Origin of the sequence: Nitrosococcus watsonii C-113, assembly GCF_000143085.1 — a bacterium.
Lineage (GTDB): Bacteria > Pseudomonadota > Gammaproteobacteria > Nitrosococcales > Nitrosococcaceae > Nitrosococcus > Nitrosococcus watsonii.
The window spans coordinates 1,068,368-1,094,594 of sequence record NC_014315.1; the positions used below are offsets into that span (position 1 = coordinate 1,068,368).

General features: G+C 48.2%; 22 protein-coding genes and 3 pseudogenes. 7 read left to right on the top strand and 18 right to left on the bottom strand.

Annotated features, from left to right (window positions below):
- Nucleotides 1-571 precede the first annotated feature (571 nt).
- The 4 genes from NWAT_RS15590 to NWAT_RS04995 all read right to left on the bottom strand — a co-directional run bounded on the left by NWAT_RS15590 (nt 572) and on the right by NWAT_RS04995 (nt 6,085).
- The gene (locus NWAT_RS15590) at nt 572-2,800 is read right to left on the bottom strand and encodes a S8 family serine peptidase (RefSeq protein WP_013220054.1); all 2,229 of its coding nucleotides are present in this window, start codon (nt 2,798-2,800) and stop codon (nt 572-574) included.
- Nucleotides 2,801-3,042: 242 nt separating this feature from the next.
- A complete protein-coding gene (locus tag NWAT_RS04985; RefSeq protein WP_269724273.1) occupies nt 3,043-3,636 on the bottom strand; it encodes a response regulator transcription factor in 594 nt (197 codons plus the stop codon).
- 45 nt (nt 3,637-3,681) lie between these two features.
- Nucleotides 3,682-4,752, bottom strand: coding sequence for a response regulator (locus NWAT_RS15595; RefSeq protein WP_198342178.1), 1,071 nt, complete (start codon nt 4,750-4,752; stop codon nt 3,682-3,684).
- Nucleotides 4,753-4,774: 22 nt separating this feature from the next.
- A complete protein-coding gene (locus NWAT_RS04995; protein ID WP_198342179.1) occupies nt 4,775-6,085 on the bottom strand; it encodes a cache domain-containing protein in 1,311 nt (436 codons plus the stop codon).
- Nucleotides 6,086-6,483: 398 nt separating this feature from the next.
- Between NWAT_RS04995 and NWAT_RS05005 the strand changes: the two genes are divergently transcribed.
- Nucleotides 6,484-8,577 (top strand): carbon starvation CstA family protein, encoded by a 2,094-nt coding sequence (locus NWAT_RS05005; protein WP_013220059.1) that lies wholly within the window; start codon nt 6,484-6,486, stop codon nt 8,575-8,577.
- Nucleotides 8,567-8,767 (top strand): YbdD/YjiX family protein, encoded by a 201-nt coding sequence (locus NWAT_RS05010; protein WP_013220060.1) that lies wholly within the window; start codon nt 8,567-8,569, stop codon nt 8,765-8,767. Before NWAT_RS05005 ends, NWAT_RS05010 begins: the two co-directional genes overlap by 11 nt.
- An 88-nt stretch (nt 8,768-8,855) precedes the next feature.
- Here NWAT_RS05010 and msrA read toward each other — a convergent pair whose 3' ends face one another.
- The 9 genes and pseudogenes from msrA to NWAT_RS17970 form a co-directional block, all read right to left on the bottom strand.
- Nucleotides 8,856-9,503, bottom strand: coding sequence for a peptide-methionine (S)-S-oxide reductase MsrA (gene msrA, locus NWAT_RS05015; RefSeq protein ID WP_013220061.1), 648 nt, complete (start codon nt 9,501-9,503; stop codon nt 8,856-8,858).
- 156 nt (nt 9,504-9,659) lie between these two features.
- On the bottom strand, nt 9,660-10,034 hold the full coding sequence (locus NWAT_RS05020) for a DUF423 domain-containing protein (RefSeq protein WP_013220062.1): 375 nt from the start codon (nt 10,032-10,034) through the stop codon (nt 9,660-9,662).
- Nucleotides 10,035-10,133: 99 nt separating this feature from the next.
- Nucleotides 10,134-10,817 (bottom strand): phosphatase PAP2 family protein, encoded by a 684-nt coding sequence (locus NWAT_RS05025; RefSeq protein WP_013220063.1) that lies wholly within the window; start codon nt 10,815-10,817, stop codon nt 10,134-10,136.
- Between the two features lie 17 nt (nt 10,818-10,834).
- A complete protein-coding gene (locus tag NWAT_RS05030; RefSeq protein ID WP_013220064.1) occupies nt 10,835-11,692 on the bottom strand; it encodes an NAD(P)-dependent oxidoreductase in 858 nt (285 codons plus the stop codon).
- A gap of 22 nt (nt 11,693-11,714) precedes the next feature.
- On the bottom strand, nt 11,715-14,666 hold the full coding sequence (locus tag NWAT_RS05035; RefSeq protein WP_013220065.1) for an insulinase family protein: 2,952 nt from the start codon (nt 14,664-14,666) through the stop codon (nt 11,715-11,717).
- A gap of 67 nt (nt 14,667-14,733) precedes the next feature.
- Nucleotides 14,734-15,507, bottom strand: a complete 774-nt coding sequence (locus tag NWAT_RS05040; RefSeq protein ID WP_013220066.1) for an HAD family hydrolase — start codon at nt 15,505-15,507, stop codon at nt 14,734-14,736.
- 3 nt (nt 15,508-15,510) lie between these two features.
- Entirely contained in the window at nt 15,511-16,380 is an 870-nt protein-coding gene (hslO, locus tag NWAT_RS05045) for an Hsp33 family molecular chaperone HslO (RefSeq protein WP_013220067.1), read from the bottom strand.
- Between the two features lie 385 nt (nt 16,381-16,765).
- A pseudogene (locus NWAT_RS17280) lies at nt 16,766-16,950 on the bottom strand (tyrosine-type recombinase/integrase); the annotation flags it as partial.
- A gap of 149 nt (nt 16,951-17,099) precedes the next feature.
- Nucleotides 17,100-17,177, bottom strand: a pseudogene (locus NWAT_RS17970) (integrase); the annotation flags it as partial.
- 309 nt (nt 17,178-17,486) lie between these two features.
- Between NWAT_RS17970 and NWAT_RS05050 the strand changes: the two are divergent.
- The gene (locus NWAT_RS05050) at nt 17,487-18,152 is read left to right on the top strand and encodes a hypothetical protein (RefSeq protein WP_013220070.1); all 666 of its coding nucleotides are present in this window, start codon (nt 17,487-17,489) and stop codon (nt 18,150-18,152) included.
- Between the two features lie 177 nt (nt 18,153-18,329).
- On the opposite strand, the gene NWAT_RS05055 is transcribed toward NWAT_RS05050, so the two are convergent.
- Together NWAT_RS05055 and NWAT_RS16950 are read right to left on the bottom strand one after the other, a co-directional pair.
- Nucleotides 18,330-18,863, bottom strand: coding sequence for a transposase (locus tag NWAT_RS05055; protein WP_013219491.1), 534 nt, complete (start codon nt 18,861-18,863; stop codon nt 18,330-18,332).
- A 13-nt stretch (nt 18,864-18,876) separates the two neighbouring features.
- Nucleotides 18,877-19,188, bottom strand: coding sequence for an IS630 transposase-related protein (locus NWAT_RS16950; RefSeq protein ID WP_013220071.1), 312 nt, complete (start codon nt 19,186-19,188; stop codon nt 18,877-18,879).
- Between the two features lie 42 nt (nt 19,189-19,230).
- Between NWAT_RS16950 and NWAT_RS05065 the strand changes: the two genes are divergently transcribed.
- The 4 genes and pseudogenes from NWAT_RS05065 to NWAT_RS05080 form a co-directional block, all read left to right on the top strand.
- The gene (locus tag NWAT_RS05065; RefSeq protein ID WP_269724279.1) at nt 19,231-19,383 is read left to right on the top strand and encodes an addiction module protein; all 153 of its coding nucleotides are present in this window, start codon (nt 19,231-19,233) and stop codon (nt 19,381-19,383) included.
- Nucleotides 19,380-19,673, top strand: a complete 294-nt coding sequence (locus NWAT_RS05070) for a type II toxin-antitoxin system RelE/ParE family toxin (RefSeq protein ID WP_013219163.1) — start codon at nt 19,380-19,382, stop codon at nt 19,671-19,673. The genes NWAT_RS05065 and NWAT_RS05070 overlap by 4 nt, the downstream gene beginning before the upstream one ends.
- Before the next feature lie 211 nt (nt 19,674-19,884).
- Entirely contained in the window at nt 19,885-20,604 is a 720-nt protein-coding gene (locus tag NWAT_RS05075; RefSeq protein WP_013220073.1) for an SIMPL domain-containing protein, read from the top strand.
- A 220-nt stretch (nt 20,605-20,824) separates the two neighbouring features.
- Nucleotides 20,825-21,370: pseudogene (locus NWAT_RS05080) on the top strand (IS5 family transposase); the annotation flags it as partial.
- Nucleotides 21,371-21,457: 87 nt separating this feature from the next.
- On the opposite strand, the gene NWAT_RS05085 reads toward NWAT_RS05080, so the two are convergent.
- From NWAT_RS05085 to NWAT_RS05095, 3 genes are all read right to left on the bottom strand, one after another.
- Nucleotides 21,458-22,072 carry a hypothetical protein gene (locus NWAT_RS05085; RefSeq protein ID WP_013220074.1) on the bottom strand — a complete coding sequence of 205 codons (615 nt, stop codon included), beginning with the start codon at nt 22,070-22,072 and terminating at the stop codon, nt 21,458-21,460.
- A gap of 373 nt (nt 22,073-22,445) precedes the next feature.
- The gene (gene rpoD / locus NWAT_RS05090; protein ID WP_013220075.1) at nt 22,446-24,182 is read right to left on the bottom strand and encodes an RNA polymerase sigma factor RpoD; all 1,737 of its coding nucleotides are present in this window, start codon (nt 24,180-24,182) and stop codon (nt 22,446-22,448) included.
- Nucleotides 24,183-25,051: 869 nt separating this feature from the next.
- Entirely contained in the window at nt 25,052-26,200 is a 1,149-nt protein-coding gene (locus NWAT_RS05095) for an SGNH/GDSL hydrolase family protein (protein WP_013220076.1), read from the bottom strand.
- Nucleotides 26,201-26,227: the final 27 nt, after the last annotated feature.

Genomic DNA, 26,227 nt, shown 5'->3' on the forward strand with positions numbered 1-26,227 from the left:
TAATTCCGGGCCAGTTTTTTAGCTTGCTTGACCGGGTGACGGGTAAGTTAGTTTCAATGTCAAAGGTAGCTGCTTGTAGAAAATATCCAACCGACACGTATCCGTAGTATTGAAACTCAAGACCAATTAAGTTCTAATCGAAGCTGCACGTCGCAAAAAGGCGGATGCCTGTTGCCAAGGTTTTTTTAGAGAGGCTTGGTGGATATAGAATAGATAGGAAATTAATAGTGTGGTTCCTTTAATCATCTTCCATATTGGGCAAAATCGTACTCTGTTTTTAGTTCACTGTTGATTTTCATGCCCTTGCTAGAATAATATTTTCTATTATCCTAAAGTTTTTAAGCAATCTAAAACGGTCTCAGAAAATAGAGCCTAATAAGTTCTCCCCCATCCTCTATTTCAAGAAAGGGGTAGAAAATCTATAAAGTTAAAATAAAAATTTCCTTCCATCGCTAGGAATGTTGGAGCACGCTCATGGAAATTATCTACGAGCGTGCTCCAATTAGATGCGAATACTGAAATTTTCAGTCTATCCTATCGTGTCATCCCGTTCTCAAGTACTTCAAAATCTCTAGTCTAGGAAGGTCAAACTATCCTGCACAAAAGCAGCGCAAAAAGCTACTCCTTCGTCCACCCAGCCTTTATCAAGCATAACCCGGCGCATCGAATCCGAGCTAACAAAACGATGATTAGAATCATTGTACATCCAGCGATTATTATAGACCCGATAGATGGGGGCAGAGTCGGCAGGACAAATACCATTAGTTGGCAACTTGGCATAGAAGGCAATATCCTCATAGGTCCATTTATCATCAGCATAGATGTTATCTGGGTTGAGCGTTTTAAGATAAGCGCAGTCCTCTGCGTTTGCTGTATAGAAATGGGAATTCGCCCCCAAAGTGTAAAACCTGCAAACAGGTACCGCGCCTTCTTCCGGTCCGGACCAGGCATAGGAGTATTTTCTGGTGTTGTACCAACCTTCCAGCCCCTCTCCACCCTGGTATAAGAGTGCCACGTCCTCTTTCGAAGCTGTTAACATGTAATGGTCAGATATAACGTTTGAAAATTCATAAACTAAACGATAATTTTTTAGAACCTCGGCAAATTCCACGGAGCGATAGGCATCGGCTATGCCGCTGCCACACATGGAGGTACCATAATCATCACAGCTACCTCCTTCGCTAAATGGCCTGCTAGCAAAGCGTAGTAGGGGATAAAGTTCTATTCCCGATAAATTTGGATTTACCGCAAGCACTAAGGAGGCGATTCCGGACACATGGGGAGCCGCCATACTCGTGCCGTGATACCACTGATAGTCATAACCTTGGGGTTCTTTAGCGCCTAGACCGATCGTGGAAAGAATTCCATCCTCCTTATGGGTATATCCTATGCCCTCGATCCATTCCCCCATATCTCCACCGGGCGCGGAAATAGCAGTACTAATATTATAAAAAGGCTGCTTATATGTGTAACCGGCTGGCTCTCCTGAGGGGTTAGTGGCGACTACGACAAAAACGTCGAAACAGTTAGCTGGAACGGAATAGAGGGCGTTGCTATTGTCCTCCCTAAATCCTTTATTGCCGGCGGCAACTATGATCGACACTCCTCGGCTTACTATTTTATCAATAGCTTGGCTATACGAGAATGGGCAGGAAAGCCCTGGGCCGCCTACGCTTAAATTAATTACTTGGGCGGGGTTAGGATTATCGGGAACACCGGGTACGGGAAGACCAGCTGCCCACATCATCCCCTCTATAATATCGCCATCAGTTCCATTACATGTCCCAAGTACCCGCACGGGCAGAATACGGGTTTTCCAGTTTACTCCAGCAATACCATAGCCATCGTCACCGCTAGCAGCAATAATTCCTGCTACATGGGTGCCATGCCAAGAACTAGGTTCATCGTGATTCCTACTGCATTCGCCTTTATTAACCCAATCTCCAGGATCTGACGCATCGCTATCACGCCCATCCCCATCATTGGCGTGGAAGGGATTGGAAACAAAGTCATATCCCGGCAGCAGGCGGTCGGCAAACTCCGGGTGGGATAAAACGCCTGTATCCACCACCGCTACGATGGTATCAGGGGAGCCGTGAGTGATGTCCCACGCGTGAACCGCATCGATTCCTCCGATAACGCCCTCAGATTCACTCATCATATTCCACTGATCGCCAAAATTAGGATCGTTGGAAAAAGACTGGGCTTGTGCTATCGACGGCTGTGCTCGTACCGATGAGGACTGCATTTGCACGCGCTGGTTTGCTTCAATCCAGTCAATGCTGGGAAGTTCCCTGGCGGGCTGGAGAAAGGCGTCAATGGCTTCCTTCCCTTCTTTAGGCGCTAAAAAACTAAAGACATAAGCTTCATTAACCGTTGCCCGCTCAAATATGAGTTTTTCTCCCAAGGCAGCTTCCAGCTCGGCTACCATTTCTGGCGGGGGCGGGAGATTGTCCCGAGCCAGGGCCTGGATTTCAGGGGATTTAAAGCGGACGATGACTCCTACCGCAATCGCTGGCGGTAACTGAGGGGCTTGGGAGGAAGGGGTGTCCGCTCTTGAATCAGTGTGTTCCGTGCTTTTAACAGTAGCCTCGTTGCCCGTGGAAGTATCGTGATTAATATTCAAATTTAAAGGCAGCGGCGATTTCTCCCGCAGTAGCTTCTCCATCAACCGCGATAACGCTTCATTCTTAGAGGCTGAAGGTCCTTTTTTTTCCAGGGATTGTTCAGTAGCGATGGTTGTACTTAGAATAAGACTAAAAAAGATACAAGCTCCCAGGTAAATTCTTATTTTGAACATTTATATTTTTCGCTTTTTAAGTTTATTGTTTAGAGTTACGTTATTTAAAGAAAGCTTATTTTTACAACTCTTGCCTATGGGTGCGCGGCTATCAGGCCCGCTATGTATTTCGCGGATCACGACTATAGACTATAGAATTTTTTGAGACAGAAGAAAAATATTTGTTGACTTAAAAACGTTAGCTAGTATTAAAAATACTTTCCGTTGCTAGATTAACGGCTGAGCTATGACCCGTTCCGTGGTTAGTCATCGTTATTGTCTGGTTTGTTATGATGCTTTTTATATTGGATAGCGGTATTTCTTCTTTGGAATAATTTTTTAAGTTCAAATTTTTGCCATATGTGTTTACGCTGTTCTGAGACAGTAAGCGTGCTGGTTCCAAGCACCCAAGCCATTTCCGTGGCCTTTTGGCCATCGTCCATTAGCCGTAGCACCGCCCGTTTCTTGGGAGATAACTTTTCGGGAGGTGGGGACGGTATAGCTTCAGATTCCAGGCGAATAAAACCGCCAAGTGGATTATCGACGATGTATTCAATTATAGATACGATTTTTCGCCAAGGCGTTTCCTTCCACAGATAGCTATGCGCGCCGGCTTGTTTTGCCTCTCTGATGTATTCTTCCTTATCTTGGTTGCTTAATATCAGCACGATTACATGGGGGAATTGGCTACGAATTTGCTCGGTTAATTGAATGCCATTCATGGCGCCGTGTATCTGGAGATCTACTATCGCCACATGAATGCCTGGCCTGCTTCGTAGATACTGCAAAGCTTCTTCCGCTCCACTGGCTTCGGTAACGACTTTAAGCCTGGATACAGATTCCAACATAGGGCGCAAGCCGCGGCAAATTTGGAGGTAATATTAGCTTTATAGCCATTGTTTCTATTCATCTTTCTCCTGTTTAGGATCACACTGATGGTGGGGAATAGTAGCGGTTACCGTAGTGACCTGGGAGGAGGAAGTGATAGTTAATTTTCCATCCATAGCTTCCACGCGCGCTTGCATGTTGCGTATATTAAAACCACGGTTTTGATCAGATTTTTTATGGGCTACGTTAAATTCATCACCCTCATACTCAACGGTAAGCTCAACGCGTTTGGAATCTTCGCTGTCCAGTTTTACGGATACATATCCCCTATGAACAAGTTGCTTAACATTATTTAATGCCTCTTGCGCGACTTGAAACAAAGCCGTTTTAGCCTCGGGAGATACATTATCCACCTTGCCATGGGTTCTGACATTTTCTGCTCTGCTAGTTAGGAATTTTAGGAGTCCAATTTTAAACATATGCCAATTTATGGCTATTGCTAGACGAAATATTTCAACTGGATTGTTATGACTCTTTCTGTATGGGATAGCAATCTTTAACTTTTCGAATGGTTGGTGTGCATTTTTAAGTCCAATTTTTTGCCATATATTTGTAGCTATTTTGTTGATGTTATTCAAAGCAGTTCCACGCACCAGCGCGATTTTCTTGTGCGATAGACTATCACCCATCAGCCATAGCACTTCCCGCTCACTGCAAGTTAACTTTCTAAGTGGAGAATCGGGTGGTAGGGGTGGTACACCGTCGGGCGGATTATCGACGAGGTTTTCAATTGCAGACACGATTTCTCGCCCGTCGGTTTCTTTCAACAGATAGTTACGCGCGCCGGCTTGGGTTGCTTCTCTGACGTACTCTTCTTGATCCGCGTTGGTGAATATTAAAACAGCCACATGGGAGAATTCAGTACGAATCTGTTTGGTTAATTGAATGCCATTGGTGTCGCCGTGTATCTGGATATCTACTATCGCTACATTAATATCAGGGTTGCTTCGTAGATACTGCAGAGCTTCTTCCGCCCCCCTGGCCTCGGCAACGACTTTAAGCCTGGATACAGAGTCCAGCATAGGGCGCAAGCCGCGGCGTACCCAAGGATCATCATCAACAAGCATTATTTTAATAGGTGTCATGGTGTGCATAGGAGGTAAATAATTAATGACAGGGAATAGTAGCGGTTACCGTAGTGCCCTGGGAGGAGGAAGTGATAATTAATTTTCCACCGATTGCTTCCACTCGCTCTTGCATATTGCGTATACCAAAGCCGCGGTCTGGATCGCGCTTGATGCGATTCACATTGAAGCCGACGCCATCATCTTCGATGGTAAGCTTAACGCGTTTGGAATCACCTTCCAGTTTTACGGATACATGCTCTGAATGAGCACATTGCTTAACATTATTTAATGCTTCTTGCGCGACTCGATACAAGGCGATCTTAGCCTCGGTGGATACCTGATCCACCTCGCCATGGGTACTGAACTCGGCTGCTATGTCAGCATCCTCCATGTTAAGCGAAAGCTGCTCTATAGCTACTTTTAGGCCAAGATCAAGAGCGATGGGGTGCAGGTCGCGCACAATCCGGCGAAGTTCGGCTAGGGTATCTTTCAGTTTTGTGGGGAGATCTTCTAGCGTCATGTGGATGGAGGTAGATTGATCATTATTTGATAATCTAATGAGGATGGCCTCAATCATGAACTTTATACCTGCTAGCATATTCATCACGCCATCGTGCAGGTCTCTGGCTATCCTGGCGCGTTCTTCTTCCTGGGCATTTACGATCCGCTGGGCTAATAGTTTGAGTTGGGTATCCGCTCTAATATTGATCGCTAGACTTAAAAGTATTATCAGGATGATTACCAAGAAGGCGATAAAAACTATCCAGAATGTTGTATCGTTAATGTTATCCCGAACCTGGGAGTTAACTTTTTCCAACGCCCGATCAATATCATCAAGGTAAACACCCGTGCCCAGCATCCATCCCCATTTGGGCAGCGCTATGACATAGGCTCTTTTAGGTTCAACGTTATGGCTGGAAGGCTTCTTCCAGACATAGTCTTCGAACCCGCCTCCGTGTCGCGCACGGTTAATGAGATCCTGGATGACTAACTTGCCATTAGTATCCCTTATTTCCCATTGATTGGTTCCAACCAGATTCCACTGGCGCGCATGGACAAGGCTATTGCCTTCATAGTCATAGATAAAGAAATAGCCATCCTCACCATAATCCAGCTTGGCTAAAATAGTTTTAGCCTCCTCCATTGCAGCGGCATCTGTTCGCCCTGAATCATAAAGATGGGCAATTGAACGCCTTGCCAGCGCGATGTAGTTTTTTAACTCTGAGTCTTTGCTAGCAAGGTAGGTTTCTTTAATAATTTCTTGCTGTTGTTGCTCAAGCACAATGGCTTGATGGCGTACCGTATATGCAATGATGGAAGCCGCGGTTATGAGCGGCACGATTGCAAGCAAAATAATTTTCCATCTTGATTTTATTTCTGGCCATAATTTTTTCAATGGTTAGTGTACGCAACTATTTAATAGATGTTTATACCTACGACTAGGTATAGCCGGAGAGTTATTTTTAAGGGATACTCATCATAACTAACAGGCAAGGGAGGACAAAGGTAATTATTTAAGAAGACCTTGTATTGATGGTGGAATAGTTTTTCCGGGGAGGAAGGTAATGATGAATCTCTTTAACAAAATTACTTTGTTTATATTATGCATTGCTGTTTTTATCATCAGTGTGCTGTTGCTGATTATCCTCTTACAGAGCAGTGAGTCGATTATCGCTGTTTTAATCAAGTTTGCTGATGATCTCCAAATTCAATGGATAACCATAGTCATTTCAACTTCAGAGAAGAATAATGTATCGTTTTATCAATAAACTTTCCTGGATCATACTAGCTCTCATCGGTGCGTGGGCGTTCGGTATCATAGCCTTACAACGTGGTGAATCTATCGGCGCCATTTGGATTGTAATTGCTGCGGTTTGCATTTATTTAATCGCCTACCGTTTTTACAGCCTCTTTATTGCCGATCGTATACTAGAGCTAGACCCGGCACGCAAAACTCCCGCCCATAAATTCCACGATGGTCTGGATTATGTGCCCACTCATAAATACGTCTTGTTTGGACATCACTTTGCCGCTATTGCCGGGGCCGGTCCCTTGGTCGGCCCGATATTGGCGGCGCAGATGGGTTATATGCCGGGCTTATTGTGGCTTTTAGCAGGGGTTGTCTTCGCTGGCGCGGTGCAGGATTTTATCGTGCTATTTATTTCGATGCGGCGCGATGGTCGCTCGTTGGGCGATCTTATCAAATCCGAGCTAGGAGAAGTGCCAGGTATGATTGCTTTATTTGGCACCTTTTTTATCATGGTGATTCTGTTGGCGGTGCTGGCGCTCATTGTTGTCAAAGCCCTTGCTGAGTCACCTTGGGGAGCCTTTACCGTTGCCGCTACTATCCCCATTGCTTTATTGATGGGCGTTTATACCCGTTATCTCCGCCCAGGCTGTATCGGCGAGGTCTCGCTACTTGGTTTTGCCTTGCTGATGATGGCGATAGTAGGCGGACAGTACGTGCAGGAAATTCCCACCCTGGCTTCCCTGTTCACCTTATCCGGCGAGCAGTTGACATGGATGCTGATCGGTTACGGCTTTGTGGCTTCAATATTACCGGTCTGGCTATTGCTGGCGCCGCGGGATTATTTATCCACTTTTCTAAAAATTGGTACTATTACCGGTTTAGCTATCGGTATTATCTTCATTTCCCCAGAGCTTAAAATGCCGGCCTTTACGCAATTTGTGGATGGCTCTGGCCCGGTTTGGTCCGGGAGCTTATTCCCCTTCCTGTTTATCACCATTGCTTGTGGCGCGGTATCCGGTTTTCATGCTCTTATCGCTTCGGGTACCACCCCCAAGATGATCAGCAATGAGAGTCATGCCCGCTTTATCGGCTACGGCGCCATGTTGATGGAATCCTTCGTCGCTATCATGGCTTTGGTGGCCGCTTCCATCATTGAGCCGGGGATATATTTTGCAATGAACAGCCCGGCCGCCCTGATTGGCAGTACTGCGGAATCGGCTGCGCAAGCCATTTCCCAATGGGGTTTTTATATTACCCCCGAGATGTTGACTCAAACCGCGCAGGATGTAGGCGAGCATACTATTATTTCCCGCGCCGGCGGCGCGCCGACTTTGGCGGTCGGCATGGCGCATATTCTGTCGGAATTTATCGGTGGTAAGATGATGATGGCGTTTTGGTATCACTTCGCAATTCTGTTTGAGGCGCTTTTCATCCTGACTGCGGTTGATGCGGGTACCCGTGCTGGACGTTTTATGCTACAGGACTTGCTTGGCGCTTTCATCCCGCCCATGAAGCGCACCGATTCGATTGCTGCCGGTCTTATCGCCACGGCTCTTTGCGTCGCTGGCTGGGGCTATTTTCTCTACCAAGGTGTGGTTGATCCGCTAGGTGGAATTAATACCTTATGGCCGCTATTTGGAATTTCCAATCAGATGCTGGCTGGTATTGCCCTAATTCTCGCCACCTGTGTCTTGTTTAAGATGAAGCGTGATCGTTTTACCTGGGTTACTCTCGTGCCCACGGCGTGGATTTTAATCTGCACACTGACGGCTGGTTGGCAAAAGATATTTCACGCTAATCCGCGTATCGGATTCCTGGCCCATGCCAATACCTACAAGGTCGCGCTTGCTGAGGGCAAATTACTCGCGCCAGCCCGGTCGATAGAGCAAATGCGGCAAGTAATTTTTAACGACTATTTGGATGCGGCGCTCGCTAGCCTATTTATGCTGGTCGTTATCAGTATGTGTGTATTCGGCATCAAAACGATTCTGCTCGCACGTGCTACACGCAGCCCCACCGCCCAAGAGGCGCCCTTTGAAATATTGCCCATTGATGGGCTGTCTAGCACGGATGGGTTCAGCCATGTTAAATAAAATCAACCAACTCAGTCATTATCTCGGACAGAGTATGCGGTTAATGGTCGGTATGCCTGACTACGGCGCTTATCTTACGCATATGCGGGAGGTTCACCCGGATCAGCCGGTAATGACTTATGATGAATTCTTTCGGGAGCGGCAAGAAGCGCGGTACGGCGGTAACGGCAAAATTGGCCGCTGCTGTTAATTTCATCTTTCAAATAGCGCGGTTCAGCAGGCCCTGATTGAGATGTTATTTAAGTGCCAGGCATACAGCAGGGTTGACTTACTTTCGTTTAAATCTCTAGCGGGGCCGGGCAGGCGATCCCGGTTCCGCCGAGCCCGCAATATCCTCCTGGGTTCTTGGCTAAATATTGCTGATGATAGGATTCCGCATAATAGAATTCCGGCGCCGGGCTAATTTCCGTCGTGATGGGAGGGTAACCCGCTTCCCGAAGCCTTTTTTCATAACTTTTTCGTGAGTCTTCGGCCGCTGTTTCTTGGGCATTGTTATAGGTATAGATAGCGGAGCGGTATTGAGTGCCTGCATCATTTCCTTGACGCATGCCCTGGGTCGGATCATGGGACTCCCAAAAAATTTTAAGCAAAGATGGATAGCTGATGACTTTGGGATCGTACACTACCCATACCGCCTCGGCATGCCCAGTCATGCCCGTGCAGACTTGCTCATAAGTAGGATTGGGCGTATGGCCGCCCGCATACCCTACCGCGCTGGTGTAAACACCTTCCGTTTGCCAAAATTTGCGTTCCGCGCCCCAAAAGCAGCCCATCCCGAAGAGAGCTTGTTCCATTCCTTCGGGGAAAGGGGGCATGAGGGGGTGACCGTTGACATAATGCTGTTGTGGGACTGGCATTTTTTCCGCCCGGCCTGGCAGCGCCTCCTCGGCAGCCGGTATTTCTATTTTTGGGTGAATTTTAAACATGGAAAGCCTTCCTCCTTGTTGTATTCCTGTGCTTTCGGACAGATCTGTTCCGTTGTTGGTTCAACAAGAGATTATAAATACGAAACTGTTCGTAAAAGAGTTTCGGTATAGAGGTAAAAGGGAATAGCTAATACTAGTTAGTTAATTCCTGATATTTTAACTGGTGCGCAACAGGGCCACCGCAAGCAATATCCAGGCAATAATGAAGCTGCTTCCCCCTAAAGGGGCAATAGCGCCTAGCCAGCCTGTTCCCGTGAGCGCCAATACATAGAGACTGCCAGAGAAAAGGAGGATACCCGCAAGCATCAAGCCTCCCGACCATTTGATTAAGGCGCTGCTTCCTAGCCAATGGGAAATCATGCCAATTAAAATGAGGCCCAAGGCATGATACATGTGGTATTCAACACCGGTTTGCCAGACTTCCAGCATGCGGGGCTCAAGTTTGGTCCGTAGTCCATGGGCGCCGAAAGCGCCGAAAGCAATACCCAAGGCAGCGATGAAGGCGCCTGTGCTGATAAGAAATTTAGCCACGATGATTGTGTCCTTCCCAAGAAAATTTTTAAGGCAGCTATGCGCTTTTATACTGCCTTTAAGGGGGTGAGAGTTTAACAAAAGGCGGTGCCTTTGTCTTTAGCTCTGGATGGCCCTCCCTTTATTTCCCATTAAGGCATATACCAGTTTGGCGGTGAAATATACGGCAAAGAAAGAGAATACCACATCGCTCATAAAGTGGGCGCCCTGGGCAATGCGCGCTAACCCGATGAGACCACCCAAACCGATCCCGATTCCCAGCCATCTCCGGCGTTGCCTTGGAAAGAGATAGCCAAAGCTCAAGAAATAAAAACCCATGGAAGCATGACCGCAGACGAAGGAGCAATTATGTTCACACTGATCGCTTGGTACGCCTGCCGCAGTGAAGGTTTTATCCCCGCCAAACTCGACGATCTGCTTGGGGCGCGCTCGATCCCAGTGGTTTTTGAATACCTCGTTTACCAGTAATCCAGGCCCAAGCAGCAGCACCAGGGCAAGATAAACCGCGGGTTTTCTGTGGGCTATAAGATAACGTTGCAATGGACTGAAGCTGAGCAAGATAATAAGGGGGAGGGCAACTTTAAGCAGGTCGACTATGACGGGAACAAGTTCGTAGAGAAAAACGAAGAGTGTTTCTCTCGCCAGGAAGAAGCCGAGGGGTAGTTGATAGAACCAGCCGCTGACTGTCAAGTCCAGGGTGGGAACAAGAAAGAAGATCGAACCCAGGATAACCATCAGCACGAAATCAACGTGCTTTTTAATTAGCGTCTTCCAGGAGGTCATTTTTTGCTCCCTAGTGCTTAATCGGGCCGCTTGAGGCGGTACAAGGCGGAGATGTCCTCATCGCCGAAGCCTTGTTCCAGCAGGCGCTGATAATCGGCAAGAGTCATGGTGGTAACGGGCAGGGGGAAGCCAAGCTGCTCCGCCATGGCCTGGCAAATGCGAAGGTCCTTATGGTGCAGGGAAATTTTAAAACCAGGAGCAAATATGCCCTGGGTCATAGTCTTGCCGCGTTTTTCTAGAAACCAGTTGCTAGCCGCGCCCCTGGAGACCACGGCAATTACTTTTTCCATGTCTAAACCTTGGGCTTTGCCAAAGGCCAGGGCTTCGGCGACCGCTTGGTTGATGCCCGCCGCCATGATCTGATTCACTGCCTTGGTAGCTTGGCCAGCGCCGACTTCGCCCATATGCATGATACGGCTCGCCAGGGTTTCGAGCGCTGGCCGGATTTTTGCGAGAGTTGCCCCAGGACCTCCCACCATTATCGCCAAAGTGCCGTTACGGGCGCCCTCTACGCCCCCCGAGACCGGTGAGTCCAGAAACTCGGCGCCTTTGCCGTGGACGATGGCGGCGGCGCGGCGAGCAGTTTCCCAGCTTACCGTGGAAAAATCCACCACTATTTTGCCGGGGGTAAGGCCCGAGGCGAGGGCTTCAACCAGGGCAAGCACATCCTGGTCGGCGGAGACGCACATGAATATTGTCTCCGTCGCCCCGGCCAATTCCGCTGGTTCGCGGGCGCGGGCTATCTTTAATTCTTGAGCCAGCGCTTTCGCCGTTGCCGGAGTCCTGTTCCAGATAGCCTTAAGAAAGCCTGCTTTTGCCAGGTTCCGAGCCATGGGAAGGCCCATGGCGCCCAAGCCGATAAAACCTACCTTCATGGCTGCTCAGTTCTAGCCCTTGTCATACTTTATAGGTGTCTAGCTCCAGCCCAGTCAGTTGTTCAAGCTGGGTGGTATTGGTAAGTACGGCAATGCTGGCCTTTTCAGGCTTGAGGTAGTTTTCAGCCACCCGTTGAAGGTCTTCAAGGCGCACTTTCAGTATTTGGCTCCGGAAGCGGCGGCGCTGTTCAGGGGTACGGCCGTAAAGGCTGTTATAGAAGGCGCTCTTGGCCTCACCAGAAGGCGATTTGGGTTTGTCGATGGCGCTGATGACCCCAAGAATCGCTTCTTCTACAAGGTGCCATTCATGATCGTTTTCCAACAACCATTGCACGGATCGGTCAAAATCTTTCAAGGTTTCGGCGAGGCGTGGGTCCCGGTAGGAAAAAAATCGAAAAGCCGCGCTGTCGGAATCTTGCCCGGCGCCACCGCCATAGGCGCCACCCTGTTCACGAATGGCCCGGTGAAGATAGTTATTGCGAAGAAATCCTCCCAGTACCGTAAGGGCTGCCGCATCGGAATGGCCAATGGGCACAGTGGGATAGGCCTTAGCGCAGAAATTGACTTGCGTGCTCGTGGTCCAGGCTTGGCCCACAGAAGCGCGCACCTCGGGTAGATGTAAAGGGGTAAACTTCGTTTTGGTTTCTGCACTGGAAGATCCGTATTGACTCAAAGCCGCTAAAAATTCTGAGCGATATTCTTGTTCGCCGATGAGCAGCCACTGGCGGGGGGCAGCGAGGAGGCGTTCGTGGATGCGGCGGAATTTATCAGCTAGCGCTTGGCGAGCGATTTCACTGTTGAGACTTTCATCCAGTTGTTGCAGCAAAGCAATGCCTGCCAACCCGCTCAGGCGATGGCTCAGGGCGGCGGTTGGACTCATCCCACTGGCCGCCGCCGCCATGGCGAGGGCATGGCCACTACCGGTGATCTGATCCTCCCATTCGGCCCGGCGCTGGGCGATTACTTCCCGGAGGTGGTCCAGTTCATCGAATCGTACTTCCTGCAGTGTCGTTTGCAGGAGCTCGGCGAGCTGCTTATGGTTAGCGGCGAGGGCTTTACCGGACAAGACAAAATGGCCATTCACCTGCTGGACATTGTCTATCTGGCCGCGCAGGGTGGTGCTGGCATTGATGCCACCACTGACGCTATCTTGCCAAGCCTGGGTTTGGCGGTAATCCAAGTGACTGACACCCAGTTCCGTAAGACAGGCAGTATAATGGGGTAATACCTCCAGCAGGTCATCTTCCAGGTGGGGCATATCGATGACAATCTGTTGATATGCCAAGCCATTCGTACCCTGGGCAAAAAAGGTGGCCGGTAAGCTACCAACCGTTTCCGGCGTACCTTGGGGAATAGAAAGGGTAGCGGGAATGTCTTCGATCCCCACCTTAGGTAGAAGTTCCAGATCATCTGGCTGTTGTTGGCGGGCTGCAAGCTCGGCGGCCAGTTTTACCACGGCTGCTTTTTGCTCCTCGTCCATGGCTGCCTTTAAGGCCGCGAGACGGGCTTTTTCCGCTTTAGCGCGGCGAACGCCGAGGCTAGGATCAGGCTTGAGAGTCAAGCGTACCCGATGGGGGTTATCAAGAAGATTCTCCCGTACCAAATTTTTAATAAAATTAGGATCTTCGATCTCCTGGCGCAGCTTTTCCAAGACGGGATCGAGATTGAGCAGCGCTACGGGATCGCCCTGGTGGATAGCGCTGGGTAGTCCCTCAAGTATCAGTTGAAGGCCGTAGGGCATGCCATCACCACCGACTTCCCGTTGATGCAGTTCCAATTGGTGCAGCACGGCTTCAACTTGTTCCTGGGGAACGCCTTGTTCGGCCACTTCTCGCAGGACTGTTAGTACCCGCTGTTCAAGCGCCTCGGCATGCTCTGGCTGAGTTCCCTCGAGGCCGCAGATAAAACTCATCTCCCGGTTGCTGTCCTCCAAGCCGCACAGGGGAGAAGGGGCAGCACCCAGGCCGCAAGTTTCTAGGGCATGGCGCAAGGGGGAGGCGCTATTATCCAGCAATACGCCGGAGAGCAGGTGGGCCTTAAGTTGCTCCTCCAGGTCGGTGCTGCGGCCGAGCAACCAGCCCAGTACGATGTGGGTTTTATGGGCTGTGTCTTCGGCCTCCAGGGTATAGCTTTCTTCTACTTGCAGTGGCGCGGAGTAGCGTTTTTCGTCCCCCACGCTAAGCTTCATCTCAAGCCGATCAAACTCGGAGAGAGCTTGAGATTCGAACGCCTGGTGGTGTTCCTGGGCTGGGATGTCGCCAAAGGTCATGAACACCGCATTGGAGGGATGATAATGGGTTTGGTAGAAACTCTTGAGTTGCTCGTGACTGAGATCGGGAATGTGTTCTGGATCGCCCCCACTGTTGTAGTGATAGGTCGTCGTGGGGAACAGATGGCTGGAGAGGGTTTGCCAAAGGGTCGCCACCGGCGAACTCATGGCCCCCTTCATTTCATTGAATACCACACCTTTAAATACGAGCTCAGACTCCGGATCAGCGGGGTTTTCAAACTCTACCCGATGCCCCTCCTGGGCAAAGTCCAAGGGATCGAGGCGGGCGAAAAAGGCGGCGTCCAGGTAAATGCCTAGTAGGTTGCTGAAATCCTTTTTATTTTTGCTGGCAAAGGGATAGGCTGTCCAGTCGGCGCTAGTAAAGGCATTCATGAAAGTATTGAGAGAGCGCCGCAGCATCATAAAGAAAGGGTCGCGCACCGGATAGTTTCTGCTCCCGCACAGGGCAGTATGCTCCAGGATATGGGCCACCCCCGTGGAATCCATGGGGACCGTGGGGAAAGCCACCAAGAATACATTTTCTGGATTATCTGTGGCGAGATGGAAATGTTTTGCGCCGGTCTTTCGGTGGCGATATTCTTCAACAGTAAGATTAAGAGAATCAATCTGTTGGCTGCGTATTTTATCGAATGCCGGATGGGTTGAAGAACAGGTTTTGGGATTGAGGATAGCGGTATTATTCATAGTTTCTTCGCGCCGGCAACCCCCGGCTGCGGCCGGGGGAGGAAAGCGTCTCTCCTAGAGGTTAAAATTAAGACAAGTCCGCGGATGACTTCCACATTTTGGCTTCCCGCAAAAGCCACTGTTCAAACTCGTGGAAGTCTTTGACGGTGGCTTCCGGGGGCGGCAAGCCGGCCGGCCAGGGGGTTTCTAGCCGGTTAATCCAGACTGCGCGCATGCCTACTTGTTGGGCGGCAATAATGTCGCATTCTGGATGATCGCCTACATGGACGGCCTGATGAGGCTCAACACCTGCCTGTTCCAACGCTTGATGAAATATGTCCGGGGCAGGTTTGGCGGCTCCCGCTATAGCAGGGGTTAGAGAAAAATGGAAATGAGCTTTTAACGGTGTATATTGAATATCGGCATTGCCATTCGTGAGCGAGGTAAGGTGGTAAGTGCGTGCTAGCTTTTCAAGGATGGGCGGAACATCGGGGTAGGGGGTGACCCAGTTGCGGGCTTGAAGAAAAACAGCGATGGCCTCTTCCGCCAAGTCTGGTGAATGGCCAGACTCCTCAAGCAGCAAGCGCAGGGAAGCGATGCGCACGGCCGTTAGATCGTGCGCAATCTCGGTATACCGTTCTCGAATAAATCGTCTATGGCTCCGCAGGCTCTCCAGATCGTGCTTGGCTGTCAGGTATGGGGCTTGCTGTTGAAGCCACTTAAACTGAACTTCCTCGGCCTTTTTTAGCACGCCTTCGCTGGGCCAGACGGTTTCATCTAGATCAAGGGTAATAAGGGCTAGCTTGGAAACAGGTTTTGATTCCCGCAAAGGCGGTGGAAAAGCCGGTTGTAATATCGCCATGACTTAATGTCGCGTAGAGGGCGCTGGGGCTTTTATCTGTTCGGTAAATAGTTGTTCCATATCCACCCGATCGAAATGGTAATGGCGGTTGCAAAACTCACAATCTACCTCAATCATGCCTTGCTCTTTCAAGATGGATTCTACCTCCTCTCGTCCTAAGGCCGCCAGGGTTTGTTCGATCCGCTCCCGGGAACAGCCGCAACGAAAAGAGACCAACTCTGGCTCAAACAAACGAACCTGCTCTTCATTGAAGAGGCGGTAGAGCAGCTCCGTGCTGGATAAGGATAACATTTCTTGGGTCGTTACCGTGCTTGCTAGCAGCGCGATACGCTCCCAATCAGCCTTGTGCCCTTGTTGAGAAGGGAGTTCCTGGAGGAACAATCCCACTGCCTGCTGCCCATCCGCAACCAGCCAAAGGCGAGTTTGAAGTTGTTCCGAGCGGTAAAAATAGGTTTGCAGTGCTTCCGCCAGATTCACGCCTTCTAGGGAAACGATGCCTTGATAAGGGCTTTTTCCTTCTGTTTGGATAGTGAGTACCAGCCGGCCGGAGCCGTAAGTTTCCGCTAATGATCCATGAGGAACGTCGCCATCCCAACGGGCTAATCCACGCAAGGTTCTGTGATGGGTAGCTTGCGCCACGAGGGTCTGTAGAGGGCCTTCGCTTTGCGTCTGGAGGATAAGGGAGCCTTTAAATTTGATGGTAGCTGAGAGCAAAATCGTAGCCGCTAACGCCTGACCGAGTTGGGACTGTACAACGGCAGGGTAATCATGGCAGGCAAGCACGGCTTGCCAGCTAGCGTCGAGTTGCACCAACTCGCCCCTGATTTTGGCTTCTTCAAATAAGAAGCGGTGTAGGCTATCCCGATGACTCATTAAGCAAACTTACCGAAATTTAAATAGGCTATATACATACAGTATGTGAAACATTATTAGACACCCTTTTAGGGTGGAGTTCAATGAGGCGTATAGGATTGTATAAAATATATTTATAATTATTAAGGAGTTGGAAGCATGGATCGGTATCTCTTGCTATTGAGTGTTTTACTGCTATTAATGCTGGGAGCCTTTTTTATGAGTTTGATCCACTATCCTATTGGATGGCTGATCCTGACGGCCTTGCTGATCATGAGGGTGGGACAGCTTAGAAAACGAAAGCATAAAAGTTAGGGTAGAGAGGTTCGATGATTGAAGAATGAGATGGGGAGGAAGGGTTTGTGAGGTGGTCGCTATGGAGGCAGGAAAAAGAGAGGGAAGAGGATTATCCCTCCAAGTCGTCCAATGGACTTGTCACCCCATGATCGCCCTGATTTAAAACATGGGTATAAATCATCGTCGTTTCTAAATTACGATGTCCAAGCAAGGCTTGATCGTTCGAATATCTGTACCCCGCTGCAACAAGTGCGTTGCGAAACTATGCCTAAAAGTGTGGCCACTGACTTTTTTGTTGGGCGGCAATCACTACATTCTGCTCTATTGCCAACCCGCTTAAATAAAGGCTCAACCTTTACCTCGCTTTCAACAAACAACGCATCTTTCTCTGTCAGTTGATGAAACCTAACAAACTGTTTAATCCAATCGCTATAAGTTCTCTCCGTATGGAGGGAATAATGCTTTAAGCGCATAATCCGGCGAACTTCTTCCAGCCAAGTAGGGGTGTTTTTCCTTGGCATCTTTTAACTAGCATTTATGCTAACTTCTAAAAAAATATGTAGGCGTATTTGCCCTATTTTTAAGTTAATATCAAGTTATTAGGGCAAATTTACCTAAATAGGAACTTATCCTGGCAAAAACCCCTAATTTATTGGGTAATATCAATTTATCAGGGCGTATTTACTTGAGAATAAATTGTTCGCGCCGCTACGCGTCGCGAACAACCGTTCGACTGGCAGAACCCCCTGCATAATCAGACGCCGTGCGCCTATGTATGCAGGAGAACCTGCCAGTCAACTCCCCGATTATGCCTTCAAGGGAAAAATATAGTGTCTGAAGATAAAGATGAGTTAGTTAAAGCATCTACAGGAACCGAGACGGCTCTAGACGTGGCGTCGTTTGTTGGCAGTGCTGTTCCATGGATTGGCGGTCCCGTGAGCAATGTATTGGGTGGAATGTCCTTGGGAAGAAAACTTGGAAGAGTACGAGAGGTTTTAGAGTCATTATCAAATGACCTTAAGGAGTTTAAGTCTGAAGCGTCAGAAAGCTATGTAAAAACGGAAGAGTTCGAAGACTTGTTGGAGCAAACCTTGAAAAGAGTGGGAGAAGAACGAAACGAAGAGAAAAGGCATTTATATAAAGCATTTTTAACTGATGCTATAGAATCCCCTGAGCCATACGATGACCAACTTTGTTTACTCCGTACATTTGAGCAAATATCACCAGATCATATACGAGTGTTAAAAGCTTTTTCACAAGAACCTAACCCCAATCCAGGGATGATGGGTTCTCCCATTCAAACTCTAAGAGAAAGGCTGCCGGAGCTTGATGAGCAACATATTGAAGAAATTGTGGCACAGCTAAATGACATGCGCGTAACAAATCTAGGAAATTTGAAGGTAATGATGACAGGTCATGGTGCCGCCGATATCCGCATAGACTTTTTCCATCAACTCCTCAAGTTGAAGGAGATCGTCTGCTACGAGGTTGCGTAGCTTAAGATGAAGATCAGAAGGAATTTCAATACTCATGGGCTAAACAGTGAAAATATAAAATAATAAAAAATTGAATAGGACAATAACCTATAGGCGAGGTTTATAACATGGCTAATTTTTCTTCACAGTCATAAAAATTTGATCTATTTTTTCGCCCTAGCTGGAAAAATATTATAGTCATTTCATTGAATTATAAGACAATATAAGTTGGTCGATTGTTGTGTTTTGAGGGATGGATTTTCTCCTTTTTTTCATGGCGCCGAATGTTTTTTCTATGGGGTTAAAGTCTGGCGAGTAAGGCGGCAATGGTATGACCATGTGATAAGCCGGCGCCACGAACTTCTGAATACGTTTATGCTTGTGGAAGCTGGCGTTATCCATGACGATGATGGTGGGTTCATCCAGCTTTTTCATCAGGCATCGCTCAATCCATGTTTCCACAAGAGCTGCTGTACATGAGCCTTCAAAAAGGATGGGAGCCAGCCATTTTTTCTGACGTCCCGATGCATTGTGACGTTGCGCCATGATCAGATTGGTTCTGCGCTTGCGTTTTCCGCTCACAAGACCAAGAATTTTTTGCCCCTTTGTTACCCAGCCCATATCTCTATAGCAAGGCGCATCAAAGCCAGTCTCATCAATGTAAATCAGGTTCTTAAAGCCCCTCATGCGATGCTCGGCGCGGAGCTTTTCCAAATACTCCTGCCTTTTCATAGTACAGCGCTCGCTATACCCGCGCTCTTTTTTTTACGATGCCCAAGCGCTTGAGCGCATAGTGCATTCCGCTCACAGCAACGCCAAAAATCTCAGCACGCTCATGCAAGAACATATCGGGATGGTCCTTAACATGTTTCTTTAAAGCCTCTTTATCAATCTTGCGATCTCTCGAACCATGAATTTTCGGGGTTAAATCTTCCATATCAAGCCATCTGTATAGAGTAGAGCGGGAAAAACCGAAAAGACGGGATGCTTCAACCTTACTGCCGCCGTTTTTTATGTACGAGAGCGCGGCCTCTCTCAAATCAAGTGAATAAGTCATGCTAAAGCATAACATGTCCCATAATTAAATGAAATAACTATACTGTTAGAAAGTCTAGATTATGAAGAAGACTTTCTGATTTCAGATGAGTGGATGAAGGAAATTCAGAAACGCTGTCGTGAAATAGATGAAGGAAAAGTACAGCTCATATCAGCAGAAAACGCCTTGGTCCAGCTTCAGAAGAAATATTCATGAAACCCTGTTGGTTTCATCCGGAAGCGTTTGCAGAGGCTGATGAGGCGGCTGCATTTGATAAAGAGCAGCAGTCTAATTTTGAGGTACGCTTTCTGGAAGCGTTGAACGACACGATTTCCCGAATAAGGAGAAATCCATTGATCTATCGTCGCATCGAAGGGGAAGTAAGGAAGTGTCGGATACTGCGCTTTCCCTATGGTGTCATATACTGCGTTAGTAATGAGCGCATAGAGGTCATCGCGGTCCTGCATCTTAGGCAGCGGCCGGGTTATTGGAAATCACGCACCTAACTCGGTGCTCAACTCGGACGCCTCCTTCGTCGGCGCCGGTTAGCTTCGGCGTTCGCGCCGCGCAGCGGCGCGAATCGGGGAGTTGACTGCGCCAAACGGCTGCCCGCGTCGCGAACAACCGTTCGACTGGCAGAACCCCCTGCATCATCAGACGCCAGCGCCTATGTATGCAGGAGAACCCACCAGTCAATTCCCCGATAAGGAGGTATTAATGATGGAATCAAATAAAAGCAATGCAATCGTTCTTGGCGTTTGTCTAATTATAGCCTTATCTTCTCTCGGCTATCTTCTTGGTGATGCCGCCATTAGATTTAAGCAGTACGAGCGAGCAGTTACTATAAAAGGACTATCGGAAAGAGAATATAGTGCAGATATCGTAATCTGGCCCATCCAGTTTAGTACCGCAAGTAATGATCTCGAAGAGATGTATAGATCCATAGATGCAAACACGGAAAAGATAAAATCGTTTCTTGAAAGCGCTGGCGTTAATGCCGGTGAAATATCATATTCATTGCCTGCGATCACGGATAAGTCAGCGCAACAGTATGGTAATCAAGCTAAATCTGAATTCAGATATACCGCCTCCCAAACAGTAACCGTTTATTCCGAAAACATTCATGTGGTGCGAGATGTTATGGGAAGTATGTCTGACTTAGGAAAGCAGGGAATTGTATTTACTGGCGGTAATTATCAATCACAAACTGAATATATTTTTACACGCCTAAATCAGGTGAAGCCTGAAATGATCGAAGAGGCGACAAGGAATGCCCGTGAAGTTGCAGAGAAATTTGCCGCCGATTCTAAAAGTACTTTAGGAAAGATTAAATTCGCCTCTCAAGGGCAATTTAGTATTAGTGCCAGAGATAAGAACAATCCTCATATTAAAAAAGTGAGGGTGGTTTCAACAGTTGTTTACTATCTTTCGGACTAATTAAATTAATAGTATGCAGAGGGATATAGTGCTAGCTGAGCGTATCTTGCGCAGCTGATGCCGGACGTTAAGTGTTCAAGGAGAAAAATGAGTCTCCTAAGTTTTTTGTTTAAGAAAAAGATGGCATTGAGGTTATGAAACGAAGTTGTAATTGCCGAACTAAATAGTGTAGTCACGAAGTAAAAAGCATGCGATTGTGTATGTTACGAAAGGCTCGCACATGCCTTACTCACATCGCAGAGACGATATATCAGACAAGACATGGGCATTGCTCGAGGCGCACCTTCCCGGTCGCAAGGGCAGTTGGGGCGGAATCGCCAAAGACAATCGCCTATTTATGAACTCCGTTTTTTGGATCATGCGTACGGGCGCGCCGTGGCGTGATTTACCACCTGATTATGGCGGGTAATACCCACCGCCGTTTTATCCGTTGGCGCGATAAGGAAATCTGGGAGAAGCTGTTGGAAACCCTCATTGACGAGCCGGATTATGAAGGGCTGATGATGGATATCAGTCATTGCAAAGTTCACCCTCACGCGGCAGGCGCAAAAGGAGGAAATCAGGATATGAGCCGCACAAAGGGGGGCTCAACACGAAAATACATTGGGCCGTGGATGCGTTGGATATGCCGGTCAGAATTATTATCACAAAAGCTACTCGAGCCGATTGTACGCTGGCTGGCCGTTTGATTGAAGGATTGAGTGCTGATTATTGACTGGCTGATCGCGGCTATGATAGTGAGGCTATCATCATGCAAGCACATGCCTAAAACATGGCTGCTGTTATTCCGCCATGTAAAAATCGTGTCATTCTCCTCCCTCGCCGCCGAAACAGCAACAGGTGCAGCGCTTTGTTAGTTTTTCACTATTTCATATTCAATAATTGCGACTGCCGCTTGCAAGCGAATACTTTCACTGTTACTACTCAGTAGCTCATGAAGTACGTTTATAGCTTCTGTGCGACTACTGGGCGACTTAGAGTTTGCCTCGACGCCAGCTTCGAAGCCGATGTTAATGAAGTCATCAAGAAGATCGTAGTGTTGTGAAATTCTTGAAAGAGTTTTTCTTGCCCCTGAAAGGGAACGCAAAACAGCTTTAGGTAGATTATGTCTGGGCTCTGTTTTTAAGTGCTCCACCTCTACATAATGAGGGTTGCCTTCTTCATCTGTGTCAGTTGAACGATTATACTGGTATGGACTACTCGTTCTAAATAGGTGAATGAGAGACTTGTCTTGCAGGGAAGGCGTTAAGATGATTGAGCCAACTGGCATATTCACAAACAAATCGACCATAGATATAGATATTGCAGTTATGTCTGGGTATGCGCTTCTAAGAATGGTAGATATATCCTCCCTTTCTTTGCCTTCGAAACTCGCTTCGCAAGGCCATCCTATACTGATTCGGCCATTAAGAAACTCGTTTTCACGGTTTTTACCATGAGGCTTAGCTCTAAGTATGTATGCGTTCATAGATGTTCTCCTGAAGTTCTTTGAAGTACAGGAGAAATATTACCTTGCCACAGCAGCAAAGTAAAGCACTAGTGATTCTATTTTATTACTTAGAACTACTAAGTATACCCAGATCGGTTAGAGATTGGCTCATCGCCAAATTGGCGTTATGATTTTCTTGCTCGCGGCGCTTGAGGGTCGGTAGAAATCGGAGTTAAAGCATATGGAGCGGTAAAAATCCCGAGGCCAGGGCTAGTCCTTTGCCGAGGATTATCGGGAAACGTGAATTTATCAGACGAATACAATTTACAGGAACAAAGCTAACATCAGCCTTGATAAAGCTCCAAGAGAGGAGCAGGGAAGTATACACCCTGCTCTGAATATACTTCTTTTCCTAGTCCTCAAGAAAATTACGTAGGGCTTTGGAGTGTCCCAAGCGGCGCAGTTTACCCAAGGCTTGAGCCTCGATTTGCCGGATTCGTTCCCGGCTCAAATCAAACTGCCGGGCCACTTCCCCTAGAGTATGATCCGTGTCCATGCCGATCCCAAAGCGCATGGCAACCACTTGGGCCTCCCGGGGAGAAAGTGCTGCGAGCAACCGCTGGGCCCCGGTCTGCAGTCCGGCTGTGATAGCAACCTCCATGGGATTTGGGACTTGCTCGTCTTCCATAAGTTCACCTAATTGCGAGTCCTCATCTTTACCTAGAGGGGTTTCCAAGGAGATGGGCTGTTTAGCGATCTCGTGCATACGATGGATCTGTTGCTCGGATAAGTCGAGACGCTCGGCCAATTCCTCAGGACGGCCTTCGCGACCTTTTTCCTGCCGGAGTTGGTAGGAAGCCCGGTTGAGTTTGCTGAGTTTCTCCATCACATGGACCGGAATGCGGATGGTTCGGGACTGATCGTCAATAGCCCGCGTGATTGCCTGCCGGATCCACCAATGGGCATAGGTAGAAAATTTATAGCCCCGGTGGTAATCGAATTTATCCACTGCTTTCATCAGGCCGATATTCCCCTCTTGGATCAAATCCAGAAAGGTCAATCCCCGATTGCGATACTTCTTCGCTACCGAGACCACCAAGCGTAGATTGGCCTCCACCATTTGTGCTTTAGCCCGCTGCGCTTGAAATTGGCTCTGGACCAAGCGTTGGTGAATTACCTTGAGCTCGGCCAAGGGCAGTCCCGCCTCGGCTTCTACCTGAAGCAGTACTGCTTGAGCTGCCCGAATCGTTTTGGCTTGAGCCTGCAACCGTTGCCGGTCTATCCCGCTGTGGGCTAAAAGATTGTCCAGCCACTGGGGATGGGTGGTGTTGCTGGATAAAACTTGCCAAGAGTCCTCTTGGGACATGCCGCCCTGGTGGATACAGCAGTTCCTTATGATGTGCTCCTGGGTTTGCGCTTTGCTTATCCAGGTTTGCACTAATTGAGTCAGCTGTTTGATTCTGGACGGAATAAGGCGAAGGAACCGAAATTCTTGAGCAAGTTTACTTCGCAGCTCCCGTGCCCGAGGGCTTGCTATCCCTTCTTGGGTTAACGTTGTTTCCAGTTTGCTATAGAGAGCGCAGACTCGGGATATATGTTTGTTCGTTTCTTCCAAATTTGATTCTTTTTCATCCCTTATCCCCGTTTCTTCTATTTCTGCTTCAGTAAAGCCAGTTAGCCAGTCTTTTAAACGGCCCTTGCCTGCGGCCACTTCGTCGGTCCAACGTAGCAGTTCGGCCACGGCCGCAGGGCAGCCACCTAATGCTTCGGTGCTTTGGTTTAGGCCTGTCTCAATCGCCTTGGCTAGCGTGATTTCTTCCTCGCGGGTAAGGAGGGCATGGGAGCCCATCTCCCGCATGTAGGCATAGACCATATCACTAACTGTTCCGGTGCCTTCTCCTTCCAAAGACGGAACTGCCTCGGCTATTTCCTCCTCTGCTCCATGCTTAAGCAATAACGTGGAATCTAGGGTTTCATCAAACTCATCGAGACCCTGGTGATGAAAAAGATTGGCCATGGTTTCGGCCTCATCACTGTCCTCTACTTCCTGTATAATGTATTCTTGTAGCTCTTCCTCAGTCAGCAAACCTTGCGCCTTGCCTTTGAGAATAAGCCTTTTCAGCTCCTCTTGTCTCACTTCAAAATCCATGGACCTATTCTCCTATATTTGCTAATACACGATGTTTTTTAAAAACTATTACCATTTATTATGGTTAAATAAATTGAGATCTGGGGCTCCTGTCCCCTATGGCTAGCCCTCCGCTGTAAAAGCAGTAATATGCCTGCTTTTAAAGTTAGTGCAATGTGTCATGGTTGTACTTCTCCTCTTTGAGGTGATATGAGCGCGATCCTCCACACCGTTAGGAGCTAGAAATACAGAGTTGATCTAGGCCACACTAGCACCCGTTTATTGATATATTCCGTTTTTGGTAACAATCCCGGAGAGATCTCAATAAAAATAGAGGGGCTTGAATTTATAGGATATTGCCTACGCCCTCAGAACACCTTCGTAGCCAAGGGGTCCTTTCTTCTCCGCACCGCCTGCATTTATCCGCCATATTGCCTTAAGGTGTTCTTGAGAGATAGCACCAGATTGTAATAAGCAATAGAACCGCTTTTCTCTACCCGTGAAAGAGTGTAACGTTTGGTAGAGGATAGGGCATGGAATATAATGCTATAATGATATTATGTTGACTTTTCATTTAGGATTTTCTTTTGAGTTTTAAAGAAATATCCGATTGAAAAATAAGAAACTTGCCCTCTATACTCATGGTTCCTAATCCAAAATTAGATCATAGATAAGCTGTAAAGTTCATAAATCTTCTAATCTTTAGCATTGAGTCATTAGGTTTATCATCATCGCCGTGGATTAATGGTAAGCGGCTTTTTGTAGGGTGTTGTCAGCCGCCGCCGTAACCGATGCCGTGTATCACCGGACTGGTAAAGCTGGCCCAAGCTACAGCAGCTGGGCCAGCTTGGCATTCCCGAAGGAAACTGCGATCAAATTTCGCCAAACGTTTAAAGCCTGGGTTTAAATCTGCCTAGTCTTATGAATCCTAATCCTACTAGACCGAACCCAAATAGTAATAAGGTAGTAGGTTCTGGGATATCAGTCTTTACCACGGCATCAGCGATCAGACTGTAGGTTCGCGCGGTCGGGTGGACCAGATCCCAAAAAATACGATCATTCGGATCGTCCCCAGGGGTACAGAAATTCCTCAATGTCGTCTGGTCGATACAGAATGCAAACCCGGGAGGAACCCCCAACGAGGTTAGTGCCCCTGCATCGGGAAAGCCTGTAGCGGCAGGATCCGCTATGGCCGCCGTCAGCAAATCGCTGAACATCGTGTGGATATCGAGCAGCGTGATCTCAATTCCAGGGATGGCAGACACGTCTGCGATCATCTTCTCCAGTCCAGTGTTAAAGAGATCCGTCCCCGCAGCCAGTTCGGCTGCTCGCCCCGATAGAATCCCAAATGGAGTACTCCCGAGATCGGGTAAGTTTAGAATAAGAAATTCTTCGGCGCCCATCGCCGCAAGATCTTCAATAGTCATACGGATATTGGTCACCGCGGATGCCGCCACGTCCGAGGAAGTCAAAGTATCACCAGCGGGGCTAAAAAACTTAGGAGCGAATATCAAGTCATTTGCCCCTGCCCAAATCGTATACCTTGCATCGCTTGGTGCCGTGCCACCACTCAGTAGATTAAAGAGTTCAACTTGGGAAAGCACGGCGCCCGACAGCGCTTCACCTTGTAGACCAGGAAATACAGGTGCGCCCGCAAGGCTGTCATTACTATTGCGGCTTGATAGTGTAGTACCCAGACTAGGGAAATCAAGCAGCCAAGGCCCCGTATAAGCCCCGCCTATGGCGAGGTTGTCGACTCCTCCGGCTAATGCACCGCTCGAATAGACATTGTTAGGTACCCCAAGAGCATAGTCCGCGGCAACTTGATCCACCCAATTAAGACCGTTTGAAAATTTTCCCGCTGCATAGGGGGGACTCGGCGGAAGCGCACCACTGCTCAAACTGAACATGTTTCCAGTATCAGACAGGCTATCACCAAAAACGATCATGTGAGTCGGCGAAGCAATAACCCTGCTTGGGTCAAGTAAGACGAGTAAAATAAGACAGATATGAAAAGTGGGAAGGGAGAAGTTTTTCATTGGGAATCAAATATCCTATAAATATAA

Coding starts and splice junctions, on each gene's coding strand:
- hslO (WP_013220067.1), bottom strand. CDS start 16,380: ATGAGTCATCGGGATAGCCTACACCGCTTCTTATTTGAAGAAGCCAAA.
- NWAT_RS15595 (WP_198342178.1), bottom strand. CDS start 4,752: ATGACACCTATTAAAATAATGCTTGTTGATGATGATCCTTGGGTACGC.
- msrA (WP_013220061.1), bottom strand. CDS start 9,503: ATGTTTAAAATTCACCCAAAAATAGAAATACCGGCTGCCGAGGAGGCG.
- NWAT_RS05010 (WP_013220060.1), top strand. CDS start 8,567: ATGTTAAATAAAATCAACCAACTCAGTCATTATCTCGGACAGAGTATG.
- NWAT_RS05040 (WP_013220066.1), bottom strand. CDS start 15,507: ATGGCGATATTACAACCGGCTTTTCCACCGCCTTTGCGGGAATCAAAA.
- NWAT_RS05095 (WP_013220076.1), bottom strand. CDS start 26,200: ATGAAAAACTTCTCCCTTCCCACTTTTCATATCTGTCTTATTTTACTC.
- NWAT_RS05055 (WP_013219491.1), bottom strand. CDS start 18,863: ATGAAAAGGCAGGAGTATTTGGAAAAGCTCCGCGCCGAGCATCGCATG.
- NWAT_RS15590 (WP_013220054.1), bottom strand. CDS start 2,800: ATGTTCAAAATAAGAATTTACCTGGGAGCTTGTATCTTTTTTAGTCTT.
- NWAT_RS05025 (WP_013220063.1), bottom strand. CDS start 10,817: ATGACCTCCTGGAAGACGCTAATTAAAAAGCACGTTGATTTCGTGCTG.
- NWAT_RS05030 (WP_013220064.1), bottom strand. CDS start 11,692: ATGAAGGTAGGTTTTATCGGCTTGGGCGCCATGGGCCTTCCCATGGCT.
- NWAT_RS05035 (WP_013220065.1), bottom strand. CDS start 14,666: ATGAATAATACCGCTATCCTCAATCCCAAAACCTGTTCTTCAACCCAT.
- NWAT_RS05005 (WP_013220059.1), top strand. CDS start 6,484: ATGTATCGTTTTATCAATAAACTTTCCTGGATCATACTAGCTCTCATC.
- NWAT_RS16950 (WP_013220071.1), bottom strand. CDS start 19,188: ATGACTTATTCACTTGATTTGAGAGAGGCCGCGCTCTCGTACATAAAA.
- NWAT_RS05085 (WP_013220074.1), bottom strand. CDS start 22,072: ATGAACGCATACATACTTAGAGCTAAGCCTCATGGTAAAAACCGTGAA.
- NWAT_RS05070 (WP_013219163.1), top strand. CDS start 19,380: ATGAAACCCTGTTGGTTTCATCCGGAAGCGTTTGCAGAGGCTGATGAG.
- rpoD (WP_013220075.1), bottom strand. CDS start 24,182: ATGGATTTTGAAGTGAGACAAGAGGAGCTGAAAAGGCTTATTCTCAAA.
- NWAT_RS05075 (WP_013220073.1), top strand. CDS start 19,885: ATGATGGAATCAAATAAAAGCAATGCAATCGTTCTTGGCGTTTGTCTA.